The sequence below is a fragment of the Streptomyces sp. NPDC016562 genome (assembly GCF_043076955.1).
Lineage (GTDB): Bacteria > Actinomycetota > Actinomycetes > Streptomycetales > Streptomycetaceae > Streptomyces.
Genome location: NZ_JBIBRZ010000004.1, coordinates 589,069 through 602,073 on the forward strand (window position 1 = coordinate 589,069; position 13,005 = coordinate 602,073).

The 13,005-nt window shown below is 73.7% G+C and carries 13 protein-coding genes; 9 read left to right on the forward strand and 4 right to left on the reverse strand.

Annotated elements, in window-relative coordinates; genetic code table 11:
• Positions 1-17 precede the first annotated feature (17 nt).
• The gene (locus tag ACF059_RS21225; protein ID WP_392059348.1) at positions 18-929 is read right to left on the reverse strand and encodes an SMP-30/gluconolactonase/LRE family protein; all 912 of its coding nucleotides are present in this window, start codon (positions 927-929) and stop codon (positions 18-20) included.
• A 107-nt stretch (positions 930-1,036) separates the two neighbouring features.
• On the opposite strand from ACF059_RS21225, the gene ACF059_RS21230 reads away from it, so the two are divergent.
• The 8 genes from ACF059_RS21230 (at position 1,037) to ACF059_RS21265 (ending at position 9,658) form a co-directional block, all read left to right on the forward strand.
• Positions 1,037-1,471 (forward strand): Lrp/AsnC family transcriptional regulator, encoded by a 435-nt coding sequence (locus ACF059_RS21230; RefSeq protein WP_361939838.1) that lies wholly within the window; start codon positions 1,037-1,039, stop codon positions 1,469-1,471.
• A complete protein-coding gene (locus ACF059_RS21235) occupies positions 1,468-2,358 on the forward strand; it encodes a DUF2797 domain-containing protein (RefSeq protein WP_392059351.1) in 891 nt (296 codons plus the stop codon). The genes ACF059_RS21230 and ACF059_RS21235 overlap by 4 nt, the downstream gene beginning before the upstream one ends.
• Before the next feature lie 149 nt (positions 2,359-2,507).
• The gene (locus ACF059_RS21240; RefSeq protein ID WP_360898873.1) at positions 2,508-2,846 is read left to right on the forward strand and encodes an antibiotic biosynthesis monooxygenase; all 339 of its coding nucleotides are present in this window, start codon (positions 2,508-2,510) and stop codon (positions 2,844-2,846) included.
• Positions 2,830-3,744, forward strand: a complete 915-nt coding sequence (locus ACF059_RS21245; RefSeq protein WP_392059354.1) for an amidohydrolase family protein — start codon at positions 2,830-2,832, stop codon at positions 3,742-3,744. The genes ACF059_RS21240 and ACF059_RS21245 overlap by 17 nt, the downstream gene beginning before the upstream one ends.
• 41 nt (positions 3,745-3,785) lie before the next feature.
• Positions 3,786-4,553: a response regulator transcription factor gene (locus ACF059_RS21250; RefSeq protein WP_361939826.1), complete on the forward strand. Its 768-nt coding sequence runs from the start codon at positions 3,786-3,788 to the stop codon at positions 4,551-4,553.
• On the forward strand, positions 4,553-6,190 hold the full coding sequence (locus tag ACF059_RS21255) for a sensor histidine kinase (protein WP_392059357.1): 1,638 nt from the start codon (positions 4,553-4,555) through the stop codon (positions 6,188-6,190). The genes ACF059_RS21250 and ACF059_RS21255 overlap by 1 nt, the downstream gene beginning before the upstream one ends.
• Positions 6,191-6,215: 25 nt before the next feature.
• On the forward strand, positions 6,216-7,484 hold the full coding sequence (locus tag ACF059_RS21260; RefSeq protein WP_392059360.1) for a glycosyltransferase: 1,269 nt from the start codon (positions 6,216-6,218) through the stop codon (positions 7,482-7,484).
• Complete coding sequence (locus ACF059_RS21265; RefSeq protein WP_392059363.1) at positions 7,481-9,658, forward strand: ArnT family glycosyltransferase; 2,178 nt, start codon at positions 7,481-7,483, stop codon at positions 9,656-9,658. Before ACF059_RS21260 ends, ACF059_RS21265 begins: the two co-directional genes overlap by 4 nt.
• 33 nt (positions 9,659-9,691) lie before the next feature.
• Here ACF059_RS21265 and ACF059_RS21270 read toward each other — a convergent pair whose 3' ends face one another.
• Positions 9,692-11,341: an MDR family MFS transporter gene (locus ACF059_RS21270; protein WP_392059366.1), complete on the reverse strand. Its 1,650-nt coding sequence runs from the start codon at positions 11,339-11,341 to the stop codon at positions 9,692-9,694.
• 13 nt (positions 11,342-11,354) lie between these two features.
• Positions 11,355-11,816, reverse strand: coding sequence for a MarR family winged helix-turn-helix transcriptional regulator (locus ACF059_RS21275; protein ID WP_392059564.1), 462 nt, complete (start codon positions 11,814-11,816; stop codon positions 11,355-11,357).
• Between the two features lie 103 nt (positions 11,817-11,919).
• Here ACF059_RS21275 and ACF059_RS21280 point away from each other — a divergent pair, with 103 nt between their 5' ends.
• Positions 11,920-12,159, forward strand: coding sequence for a hypothetical protein (locus tag ACF059_RS21280; RefSeq protein WP_392059369.1), 240 nt, complete (start codon positions 11,920-11,922; stop codon positions 12,157-12,159).
• A 45-nt stretch (positions 12,160-12,204) separates the two neighbouring features.
• Here ACF059_RS21280 and ACF059_RS21285 read toward each other — a convergent pair whose 3' ends face one another.
• Positions 12,205-12,990 carry a hypothetical protein gene (locus ACF059_RS21285; protein ID WP_392059372.1) on the reverse strand — a complete coding sequence of 262 codons (786 nt, stop codon included), beginning with the start codon at positions 12,988-12,990 and terminating at the stop codon, positions 12,205-12,207.
• Positions 12,991-13,005 lie beyond the last annotated feature (15 nt).

Below are 13,005 nucleotides of genomic sequence, written 5' to 3' on the forward strand. Positions count from 1 at the left end.
TGCCCGGGCGGGTTTCCTCAGAGGACCCGGGGGAGGCCGGTCACCGACATCACCAGGGAGTAGAGGGACGTGGTGGCGGTGATGAAGAGGCGGTTGTTCTTGGGGCCGCCGAAGGTGATGTTCGAGACGGGTTCGGGGACGCGCAGGCGGCCGATGAGGGTGCCGTCCGCCGCGTGGCACTGGACGCCGTTCTCCATCGCGGCCGCCCACAGGCGGCCCTCGTCGTCGAAGCGGATGTTGTCGACGCGGGGGCAGGTGGTGAAGATCCGGTCGTCGGTGAGGGTGCCGTCGTCGGCGACCTTGAAGGCGCGGATGTGGCCCGCCCGGGTGTCCGCCGCGTACAGCTCGCTCTCGTCGGGGGAGAAGACGAGGCCGTTGGGCCCGAGGAAGCCGTCGGCGACCAGCGTGACCCGGCCCGTCGCGGGGTCGGCCCGGTAGAGGTTGCAGGCGCCGATCTCGCTGGGCGCGCGGTGGCCCTCGTAGTCGCTGGTGATGCCGAAGTCCGGGTCGGAGAACCAGATGGAGCCGTCCGAACGGACCACGGCGTCGTTCGGGCTGTTGAGCCGCTTGCCGTCGAAGCGGTCGGCGATGACGGTCAGGCTCCCGTTCGGTTCGGTGCGGGTGACGCGCCGGTTGCCCTGCTCACAGGTGATCAGGCGGCCTTCACGGTCCAGGGTGTTGCCGTTGGGGTGGCCGGCCGGGGAGCGGAAGACGGAGACCGCGCCGGTCGCCTCGTCCCAGCGCAGCATGCGGTCGTTGGGGATGTCGCTCCACACCAGCTGGCGCCAGGCGGGCAGGTAGAGCGGCCCCTCCGCCCAGCGGCAGTCGTCGTGGAGCCGCTCCAGCCGGGCGTCGCCGTTGGCGCAGCGGCCTGTCTGGAAGCGCTCGTCCAGGACCTCGTACAAGGTGAGGTCGGCTATGGCAGACATGATTCCCCCTGAAAGAGTATTGCCGAATTTTGTTCGGTCTGATGTTGAGATTGCAGGATCAGGTACCGTCTTCGCAAGGGTCGACAGGCCCATGAGAGGAAGATCGCGTGGACGACATCGACCGGGCGCTCGTCCTGCGCCTGCAGGAGGACGCCGGCCAGTCGTACGCCGCTCTGGGCACGGCCGTCGGGCTTTCGGCCGGAGCGACCCATGAGCGCGTACGCAAACTGCGCGAGCGCGGGGTGATCCGGCGGACCACCATCGACGTCGACCCGGCCGCCGTCGGCAGCGGGGTCCTCGCCTACGTGATGGTCGACTCCAACGCCTGGATCGGCGAGTCCGGCGCGGACTTCGCCGCGATCCCGGAGATCCAGGAGGCCCACGTCATCGCGGGCAGCGCGTCCGTGCTCGTCAAGGTGCGCACGGCGTCGACCGAGCAGCTCCAGGACGTCCTGCGCCGGCTCTACGCCATCGACGGCGTCAACGGTACGCACGCCACCGTCGTCCTGGACACGTTCTTCGAGCGGCCCCTCCCGCTGTGACCTGGTGGTGCACCGGGATCCGGTGGCAGGACGGCGGCCCCGCCATCGGCTGGTACGGGCAGGGCCGCGGCGAGCGGGCGAGCGTGCTCGCGTACGGGCAGCGGCTGGCCTTCGTCGCGGGTGGCGAGCGGCGGTGCCTCGGCGTGCGGCGGGCCGGGAAGCGGACGCCCTGCCCCACGGCGGCCACCGTGCCCGGGCGCGCCGCGAACGCGCAGTGCCCCGCGTGCGCCCGCCTCGACCGGTCCTTCTCGGTGGCGGCCGACACCAACGCCGCCGATCCGCGCACCTACCGCGTCTACCTGGCCTGGTTCGGGCCCGGCATGGTCAAGGTCGGGATCACCGCCGAGGAGCGGGGCCCGGCCCGGCTGCTGGAGCAAGGGGCGGTGGCCTGGGCCTGGCTCGGACGCGGCCCGCTGATGGCCGCGCGGCGCACCGAGGAACTGCTGCGGGCGGCGCTCGGGGTGCCGGACCGGATCGCCTACGCCCGCAAGCGCGCCGTGCGGGCCGGGCTGGCGCCGGCGGCGGAACGCGCGGCGGAGGTCGCGGAGCTGCACGCCCGGGCGGCGGCGCTGGCCGACTGGCCCGAGTCGCTGGAGCGGCTGGCGTGCGAAGTCACCGACCACGCGGCGGCGTTCGCACTGGACGCCCTGCCCGCCCCCGCGCGGGTGCTCACCGAGATGGTCCCCGGCGGGGCCGTCGTCGGCCGGCTGGCGGGCGCGGCCGGTCCCGATCTGCACCTCGCGGACGGGCTGGTGGTCGACACCCGGTTGCTGGCCGGGTGGGAGCTCACCGCCGCGCAGGACGCGGGGGCGGCGACCTCGGCACCGGCGGCGGAGATCCCGGCCGCGGCCGCGCGGCCGCCCGCCGAGCAGGACGGACTCTTCTGACACCGGCGGCCACCGGCGGCCACCGGTCCGCGACGGTGCCCGCGGTCCGCCACGGTGTCCGCGGTCCCGGGTCAAAACTTGGATCCCTTTCGCCTTCGCGCACCCTTTCCGGTGGACATGCCAGGGGGACGGCGCCGAGGGTGGTGGGCATGAGCATCCAGCCGGTGGCGGCCTTCGAACCGCCTTACGTCATGGCCGTCTTCAGCAATGTCCGCACCGACGACGACAGCGGTTACCCCGAGACCCTCGCCCGGATGAACGAGATCGTCCAGGCGAATCCCGGCTTCCTCGGCTACGAGTCCGCGCGCACCCCTGGCGGCCTCGGCATCACCGTCGCCTACTTCCGCGACCACGAGTCCCTCGCCGTGTGGCGCCAGGACCTGGAACACCAGGCGGCCATGAAGCAGGGCCGCGCCGACTGGTACGAGAGCTACACCCTGCACGTCGCGACCGTCGAGCGGAGCCACGGCTTTGCCCGCAACGGCTGAGGCGGTCCGCGCCTTCCGGCAGCGCCTCGGGATCCCCGGACTCGTCGACGTCCACACGCACTTCATGCCCGCGCGGGTCCTGGACAAGGTGTGGGACTACTTCGACGCCGTCGGCCCGCTGACCGGCGTCGCCTGGCCCATCACCTACCGGCACGAGGAGGAGCAGCGCGTCGCGCTGCTGCGGGAGTTCGGCGTCCGAGCCTTCACCGCGATGCTCTACCCGCACAAGCCGGCGATGGCGGCCTGGCTCAACGCCTGGTCCGCCGATTTCGCCGCCCGCACCCCCGACTGCCTGCACACCGCGACCTTCTTCCCGGAGGAGGGCGTGGTCCCGTACGTCCGCCGAGCCGTCGACGCGGGGGCCCGGATCTTCAAGGCCCACCTCCAGGTCGGCGCCTACGACCCGAACGACGACCGGCTCGACCCCGTCTGGGGACTGCTGGCCGAGGCCGGGATCCCGACCGTGATCCACTGCGGCTCGGGGCCCGTCCCCGGCAAGCACACCGGAGCCGATCCGATCGCCCGGCTCCTGGCCCGCCACCCGCGGCTGCCGCTCGTCATCGCCCACATGGGCTTGCCCGAGTACGCCGACTTCCTCGACCTCGCCGACCGGTACGCCGAGGTGCGCCTGGACACCACCATGGCCTTCACCGACTTCTCCGAGCGGTTCGGCGGCTTCCCGCCCGGTGAGCTCGGGCGGCTCGCGGACCTCGGCGACCGGATCCTGCTCGGCACCGACTTCCCGAACATCCCCTACCCGTACGAGCACCAGCTCGACGCCCTCGAACGGCTCGGCCTCGGGGACCACTGGCTGCGGGCGGTCTGCCACGACAACGCCGCCCGGCTGTTCCGCCTCGACCACGGACCCGGACCCGTTTCTCAGGAAATTCACAGGTAGGGACAAGAAAGGTTTCAGAGGCACCGGACAGCGTGTCCGGTATGACTGCGACGACCACCACCCACGCGTCCACGTCCACCAGCAACCCCACGGCCCTGGTGCGGCCGGACGGCGGGCCCTGCCGGGTGCTCGTCGTCGACGACGAGGCCTCGCTCTCCGAGCTGCTGTCCATGGCGCTGCGCTACGAGGGCTGCGAGGTCCGCAGCGCCGGCGACGGGGCCGGCGCGGTACGGGCGGCGCGCGCGTTCCGTCCGGACGTGGTGGTCCTCGACGTCATGCTCCCCGACATGGACGGCCTCGCCGTCCTCGGCCGGCTGCGCCGCGAGCTCCCCCACGTCCCCGTGCTGTTCCTGACCGCGAAGGACTCCGTGGAGGACCGGATCGCGGGCCTCACGGCGGGCGGCGACGACTACGTCACCAAGCCCTTCAGCCTGGAGGAGGTCGTGGCCCGGCTGCGCGGCCTGGTCCGGCGCTCGGGCGCGGCGCAGGCGGCGCGCAGCGGCTCCGTCCTAGCCGTCGGGGACCTGCGGCTCGACGAGGACAGCCACGAGGTGGTGCGGGGCGGGCGGGAGATCCACCTGACCGCCACCGAGTTCGAGCTGCTGCGCTACCTGATGCGCAACCCGCGGCGGGTGCTGAGCAAGGCGCAGATCCTCGACCGGGTGTGGTCGTACGACTTCGGCGGCCAGGCCAACGTGGTCGAGCTCTACATCTCCTACCTGCGCAGGAAGCTGGAGAGCGGGCCCGGCCTGCCGGGGATGATCCACACCCGGCGCGGCGCCGGCTACCTGATCAAGCCGGCGGAGTAATGGCCTTCCGGACCCGATGGCGTGGGCCCCGATGGCGTGGGCCCGAAGGCGGGAGGCGCACCTCGGGGCGGACGCGCACCCGACGGCCCTGGTCGCTGCGGACCCGGCTCGTCGTCTCGGCGGTGGCGCTGATCGCCGTGGTGGGGGCGGCCATCGGGACCGTCACCACGCTCGCCCTGCGCTCGTACCTGGTCACCCAGCTCGACGAACAGCTGCGCACCGCCGTCAAGATGGCCACCCACCCCGGCGGCAGGCCGGCCCGGGAGAGCAGCGGCGGATTCTCCCTGCCCCCCGGCAGCCCGCTGGACGCCGCCGGCATGCGCCTGGGTGCCGACGGCGCGGTGCTCGCGACCGCGCGCACCGCCCGTACCGACGGCTGGCCGCCCGTCCAGGTGCCGCCGCTCACCGAGGCCCAGAGCAAGGCCCTCGCCGACGCCGGACGCGAGGCCGCGCGGGGCCCGGCCGGGGCCGTGGACGCGGAGCTCCCGGGCCTGGGCGCCTACCGGGTGCTGACCGGCCCCGACGGGAGCATCGTCCTCGGCTTCCCGCTGCGCGAGGTGGACTCCACCGTGCGCACCCTGGTCGTGGTCGAGGTCTGCGTCACCCTGGCCGGGCTGATCGCGGCCTCGCTCGCCGGGCAGGCCCTCGTCGGGGTCGCCCTGCGGCCGCTGCGCCGGGTGGCCGCCACCGCCACCCGCGTCTCCGAACTGCCCCTGCACCGGGGCGAACCCGCCCTCCACGAGCGGGTCCCGGACGCCGAGGCCGACCCGCGCACGGAGGTGGGCCAGGTCGGCGCGGCCCTCAACCGCATGCTGGGCCACGTCTCCTCCGCGCTCACGGCCCGCCAGCAGAGCGAGACGCGGGTCCGCCAGTTCGTCGCCGACGCCAGCCACGAGCTGCGCACCCCGCTGGCCTCCATCCGCGGTTACGCCGAACTGACCCGCCGCGGGCGGGAGGAGCCCGGCCCCGACACCCGGCACGCCCTGGGCCGGATCGAGTCCGAGGCCACCCGGATGACCGGCCTGGTCGAGGACCTGCTGCTGCTGGCCCGGCTCGACGCGGGCCGCCCGCCCGCCGCCGACGGGGCCGACACGGACACCGACCTGGTCCCGCTCCTCGTCGACGCCGTCAGCGACGCCCGGGCCGCCGGGCCCGGGCACCACTGGCGCCTGAGCCTGCCCGACGAGCCCGCGCCCGTCCGCGCCGACCCGGCCCGGATCCAGCAGGTCCTGGTCAACCTGCTCGCCAACGCCCGTATGCACACCCCGCCCGGCACCACGGTCACCGCGCATGTTTCACGTGAAACATCCGCCGTCCGGCTGCGCGTCGAGGACGACGGGCCCGGCATCGCGCCCGAGCTGCTCCCCCGTGTCTTCGAGCGTTTCGCCCGCGGCGACGCCTCCCGCTCCCGCGCGGGAGGCTCCACCGGACTCGGCCTGGCCATCGTCCAGGCCGTGGTCGAGGCGCACGGCGGGCAAGTCGGCGTACGCAGCGAGCCCGGGCGGACCTGCTTCGAGGTCCTGCTGCCGTACGCCCCGGACCCCGCATCCGCCCCTGCCTCCGCAGGCGCTGCCGGGTCCGAGGGTGGACCCGCCCGGGATTCAAAGACGGGACACAGGCTCACCACACGGAGGTGACAGGCCCCCCGGCGAGTGTCGGACCATGCGAACCGACACCTCCACCGGGGCCCTTCCGGCACGGGCGCCCCTCGCGCCCGTAGCCGGCGAGCCCGTGCTCGACGTGGTGATCCCGGTCTTCAACGAGGAGAAGGACCTCGGCCCGTGCGTGCGCCGGCTCCACGAGCACCTCACCCGTACCTTCCCCTACCCCTTCCGGATCACGGTCGCCGACAACGCGAGCACGGACGCCACCCCCGAGGTCGCCGCCTCTCTCGCCGCCGCCCTGGACGGCGTACGGAGCATCCGGCTCGAGGCGAAGGGCCGCGGCAGGGCCCTGCGCACCGTCTGGTCCGGCTCCGACGCCCCTGTCCTCGCCTACATGGACGTCGACCTGTCCACCGACCTCAACGCACTGCTGCCGCTGGTCGCACCGCTGATCTCCGGCCATTCCGACCTGGCCATCGGCACCCGCCTCGCCCGCTCCGCGCGGGTGGTGCGGGGAGCGAAGCGGGAGTTCGTCTCCCGCGCCTACAACCTGCTCCTGCGCTCCTCGCTCGCCGCCCGCTTCAGTGACGCCCAGTGCGGCTTCAAGGCCATCCGGCGGGAGGTCGCCGAGCGGCTGCTGCCACTGGTGGAGGACACGGGCTGGTTCTTCGACACCGAGATGCTGGTGCTCGCCGAGCGCGCCGGGCTGCGGATCCACGAGGTGCCCGTGGACTGGGTCGACGACCCCGATTCCACCGTCCACATCGTCAGGACCGCCACCGAGGACCTCAAAGGCGTCTGGCGCGTGGGCCGGGCCCTGGCCGTCGGCGCCCTCCCGCTGGACCGGCTCGCCCGTCCCTTCGGCGACGACCCGCGCGACCGCGCCGCCCTGCCCGGGGTGGACGGCGGGCTGGCCCGCCAGCTCCTCGGCTTCTGCGCCGTCGGAGCCCTGTCCACGCTGCTCTACCTCGCGCTGTACTCCGCCTTCCGCACCGGCGCCGGCGCGCAGCTCGCCAACGGCGCCGCCCTGCTGCTCTCCGCCGTCGCGAACACCGCCGCCAACCGCCGGCTCACCTTCGGAGTGCGCGGCCGGGACCGGGCCGTGCGCCACCAGGCCCAGGGGCTGGTGGTGTTCGCCATCGGCCTCGCCCTGACCAGCGGCTCCCTCGCCGCGCTCGGCACGGCCACCGCCGATCCCGCCCACGGCACCGAACTGGCCGTGCTGATCACCGCCAACCTGGCCGCCACCGTGCTGCGGTTCCTGCTCCTGCGCGCCTGGGTCTTCCCCGAGCGGCGCGACATCCCTGTGAAGGACGACATCCGATGACCACGGCCACACCCGCGCTCTTCCCGGTCCCCGAGGCCCGGTCCCGTACCGGCCGCAGCACCGTCGACCGGCCCCGGTGGGAACGGCCCGCCCTCGCCGGGCTGCTGATCGCCACCGCGGCACTGCTGCTGTGGGACCTCGGCTCCTCCGGCTACGCCAACTCCTTCTACTCGGCCGCCGTGCAGGCGGGCAGCGAGAGCTGGAAGGCGTTCTTCTTCGGTTCCTCCGACGCGGGCAACTCCATCACCGTCGACAAGCCTCCCGCCGCCCTGTGGCCGATGATGCTGTCGGTCCGGCTGTTCGGACTGGGCGCCTGGCAGATCCTCGTCCCGCAGGCCCTGATGGGAGTCGGCACGACGGCCGTGCTGTACGCCGCCGTACGCCGCCAGTTCGGGCCGGGAGCCGCGCTGCTGAGCGGAGCCGCCTTCGCGCTCACCCCCGTGGCCGCGCTGATGTTCCGCTTCAACAACCCCGACGCGCTGCTGACCCTGCTGCTGACCGTCACCGTGTACTGCGTGCTGCGCGCCCTCGACGGGGCCCGCACCACCTGGCTGGTCTGGGCGGGTGTCGCCGTCGGCTTCGCCTTCCTCACCAAGACCCTCCAGGCCTTCGTGATCCTGCCGCCGCTCGCCGTGCTGTACGCGGTCTGCGCCCCGACCCGGCTGCGCAGGCGCCTGGGCCAGCTGGCGCTGGCGGGGGCCGCGATGGTGGTGGCCGGCGGCTGGTGGGTCGCGATCGTCGAGCTGTGGCCGGCCTCCTCCCGCCCGTACATCGGCGGTTCGCAGACCAACTCCTTCCTGGAGCTGACCCTCGGCTACAACGGCCTCGGCCGGATCAGCGGCAACGAGACCGGCAGTGTCGGCGGCGGCGCGCGGACCGGCGGGGCCGGCGCCGCGGCGGGTGCGGACGGCTACGGCATGCCCGAGGGCGCCCCCGCCCTGAGGGCCGGGGGCGGAGGCTGGGGGGAGACCGGCATCGACCGGCTGTTCGCGGGCAACATCGGCGGTCAGATCTCCTGGCTGCTGCCGGCGGCCCTGGTGCTGCTGGTGGTCGGACTCGTGGTCACCTGGCGGGCCCGCCGGGCCACCGACTCGCTGGAGGGCATGGCCCGGGCGGCGTTCCTGGCCTGGGGCGGCGCCCTGTTGATCACCGCGGTGGTCTTCAGTTACATGCAGGGCATCTTCCACGAGTACTACACCGTGGCGCTGGCGCCGTTCGTGGCCGCGCTGGTCGGCATGGGCGTGGCCGTGCTGTGGGAGGAACGCGGCAGCCGGGCCGCCGTGTTCACCCTGGCCGGGGTGCTCGTGCTGACCGCCGTCTGGTCGTGGGTGCTGCTGGGCCGGGCCAACGGCTACCTGCCGTGGCTGCGCTGGGCGGTGCTGGTGGGCGGGCTGCTCGCGGCGGCGGCCGCACTGCCGTTCGCCGCGCGGCTGGGGCGCTCGGGGGTGCGGCTGGTGGCCGCCGTCGGTCTGGGCGTGGCGCTGGCCGGGCCGTTCGCGTACTGCATGACCACCGTGAGCACCGGGCACACCGGGTCGATCGTGACCGCCGGCCCGGCGGTGGCGGGCGGCCGGGGCGGACCCGGCGGCATGATGGGCGGCCCCATCCCCGGCCCCGGCGCCGGTCCCGGTGGCGAGCTGCGCGCCGGAGGCCCCGGTGGCGGCGCCCTGCCGGGCGGGATGCCGCCGGGCGCGATGCCGCAGGGCCAAGGTCAAGGCCAGGGCCAGGCCGGCCGGGACGGACGCGGCGTCGAGCGCGTCGGTGGCGGTCAGGGCGGTCCCGGCGGCCTGCTGAACGGCGCCCGGGTCGGCGCCGAGGCGAAGGCGGCCCTGCGGGCCGGCGCGGGCACGTACACCTGGGCGGCGGCCGCGGTCGGCTCGCAGAACGCGGCGAGCTACCAACTGGCCTCGGGCGAGCCCGTGATGCCGCTCGGCGGCTTCAACGGCAGCGACCCCTCGCCGACCCTGGAGCAGTTCCAGCAGTACGTGCGGGAAGGGCGGATCCACTACTTCATCGCGCAGAGCAGCGGGGCCGCCGCAGGGCCCGAGGGGGCGGTCCGCGGCGGCCCGGGCGGTGGCACCAGCAGCCGGATCGAGAGCTGGGTCAAGGCGAGCTTCACGGCCAGGACGGTGGGCGGTGCGGCCTTCTACGACCTGACCGCGCCCACGTCCTGATCCACAGGGAAGCCCTGCCAGCCCCCCCCCGCACTAGCCCTTCAGCCGGGCTCCGGCGGCGGCGGTCTCCGCCTCGGCGGGGGCAGCCGCCGCCGGGGCGTGGGCCGCGGGCCTGGACTTCAGCGCGACCTCCTTGATGAACAGCACCAGCACCAGACCGAGGAGCGAGAAGGGGGCGGCGTAGAGGAAGACATCGCCGACGCCGTGCCCGTACGCCGCCTCGACGACCTCACGGAACGGCGCGGGCAGCTTGTCGAGGTCCGGGATCCCGCCCCCGGCGGTGCCGCCGTGGCCCATGGCCGCGGCCTTCGGGCCCAGTGCGGCCAGCCCGTCCTTGACGTACTGGGTGACCCGGGTGGCCATGACCGCACCCAGGGCGGAGACGCCCATCGCGCCGCCGAGCGAGCGGAAGAAGGTGACGACCGAGCTGGCCGCGCCCAGGTCCTCGGGGGCCACCTGGTTCTGGGTGGCCAGGACCAGGTTCTGCATCATCATGCCGAGCCCGAGGCCGGTCAGCACCATGGCGAGCGAGATCTGCCAGTACGGGGTGTCGTGGCGCAGGGTGCCCAGCAGCCCGAGCCCGGCCGTCAGCAGCACACCGCCCGAGACGAGCCAGGCCTTCCACTTACCGGTCTTGGTGATCACCTGACCGGAAACGGTGGAGGAGACGAAGAGCCCGCCGATCATCGGAATCGTGAGGATTCCGGACATCGTGGGGGACTCCCCGCGGGCCAACTGGAAGAACTGGCTGAAAAACACGGTCCCCGAGAACATCGCGATGCCCACGAACAGGGAAGCCGCCGACGCGAGGGCGATGGTCCTGTTGCGGAACAGCCGCAGCGGGATGATCGGGTCGCTCGCACGGGACTCCACGAGGACGAAGAGCAGGCCGAGCGCCACCGCGCCCCCCGTCATCGCCCAGGTCTGCCAGGAGACCCACGCGTACGAGTCCCCGGCCTGCGTGACCCAGATCAGCAGCAGCGAGACCGCCCCGCTGATCAGGAAGGCGCCCAGCCAGTCGACCTTGACGTCGCGGCGGACGACCGGGAGGCGGAGCGTCTTCTGGAGGACGATCAGCGCGATGATCGCGAAGGGCACGCCGACGTAGAAGCACCAGCGCCAGCCCAGCCACTCGGTGTCCGTGATGACACCGCCCAGCAGCGGGCCGCCGACGGTGGCGACGGCGAAGACCGCGCCGAGGTAGCCGCTGTACCGGCCGCGCTCGCGCGGGGAGATCATCGCGGCCATGACGATCTGGGCGAGGGCGGACAGGCCGCCGACGCCGATGCCCTGGACCACGCGGCAGGCGATCAGCGTGCCGGTGTTCTGGGACATGCCCGCGACCACGGAGCCGAGGACGTAGATCACCAGGGATATCTGGACCAGCAGCTTCTTGCTGAAGAGGTCGGACAGCTTGCCCCACAGCGGGGTGGCCGCCGTCATCGAGAGCAGGGCCGCCGTGACGACCCAGGTGTACGAGGACTGGGTGCCGCCGAGGTCGCTGATGATCTGGGGGAGGGCGTTGGAGACGATCGTGGAGGACAGGATCGCCACGAACATGCCGAGCATCAGCCCGGACAGCGCCTTCATGATCTGCGAGTGGGTCATGGCCACGGCCGTGGTGCCGGACGTGTCGTGTGGGGTGTCGGACGTGGGGTCGGTCGTCGTATCCGACGGGGCCATGTCTTTCCTTCGTCTAGAAGCTCGATCGGAGCCGGGCCAGCAGGGTGTTGAGTACGTCGATGTCCTGGGCGGACCAGTCGTGGAGGGCTCTTTCCACCGCGGCCGTGTACCGCGCGCCGAGCTCGGTGAGCAGCGCCCGTCCGGCCGGGGTGAGCCGCAGGATCCGGCAGCGCCCGTCCCCCGGGTCGGTCTCGCGCGCGATCCAGCCGCGGTCGGCGACGTGCGTGACGTGCCGGCTGGTCACCGAGATGTCGACGGCCATGAACTCGGCCAGCCGGCTCAGCCGCATCTCCCCGTGCCGGTCGAGCACGGTGAGGACGGCGGCGGCGCCGGGCGGGCAGTCGGGGGGAAGGTGGCCGGCGAGCTCGCGCTTGACCGCGCCGATGCCGAGGAGCTGGCGGGCCAGCTCCTCGTGCGGGGTCGGGGTGGTCCCAGCCGTCGGCTTCGTCTGCGCGGTCACCCGACGCCCCTTCATCTCGTTGCTTAGGGCAACCATAGAAGCGAATGGTTGCTACAGGCAAATGAATCCGGGGGGTGGGGCGGTAAAGGAATGCCAAAACCGGCTAGGGTCCTGCTCCATGGCTGCGAACCACAACTCACAGGGCCCCGAGGGCAACTACGACCCCGCGGGCAGCACTCAGATGTTCCGGGCGTTCGTCGAGGAGGCCGCACCGGCCCGGCAGGCGGGCCCGGGAGCCCGCCAGCAGCGCCGCGCGGAGCAGGCGCAGTCCGCGCCCGCGAAGCAGACCGCGAAGCTGGGGCTGATCATCGCGCTGGTCCTCGTGATCGGCGCAGCGGCCTGGGTGGTCCTGCACTGACCGCCGGACCTGCGCTGACCGCCTGATCCACAGAACACCCGCCCCTCAGCTCCAGGTGGCCGTGACCCGCTGGGTGTCCACGTGCATGCCCAGCGGCACCCGCCACGCCTCCACGCACACCGTGTAGGTCTGGGTCCGCGCCGTTCCCCCCGCGATGGGCGCGGGCAGGGGCTGGGTCGTGGTGAGGGTGGCCCAGTCCACGCCGAGGGCGCCGATGACGTGGGTCGCGAAGCTGACCGTGCCCGAACGGGCCGCGGTCGTGCCGGTGTTGGTGAAGGTGACGGTGACCCGCTCGCACCAGCGGTCGGCCGCGGCCGTCCTGACCGGCGTGGACAGCGTCAGCTTCGCCGGGGTCGTCGCGGGCGGCGGGGCCGGCGGAGTCGTGGTGCCCGGCGGAGTCGTCGTGCCCGGCTTCGTCGACCCGCCGGGCGGGCCGGCCGGCCCGGGCGGGGTGCCGGGTGCGGTGGTGGGGGAACCCGGCCCGGGCGGGGTGCCGCGGGCGGGGTCGGAGCCGCCGGGGGCGGTGGTCGTCGCTCCGCCCGGTGCGGAGCCGGCCGGTGTCGGGGATCCGGGGGGACTGGCCGACGTACCGGATGACACGGAGGACCCGCCCGCCGCGGACGGGCCGCCGAGCTGCTGGAACTCCACCTGCCCCTGCGGGGCCACGTTCTGCCCGGCCCCCCGTTCGGGGCCCGGGGCCGCGGCGCCCACGGCGACGTAGCCGTCCCGTGCCGGGCCGCCGCAGCCGGTGAGGCCGGCGGCGGCCGTGCAGGACAGGGCGAGCAGGGTGGCCGCCCGCGAAGGCCCTCGCGATCCCTTGCGCATCAGCATCGCGCCAGTTTTCCT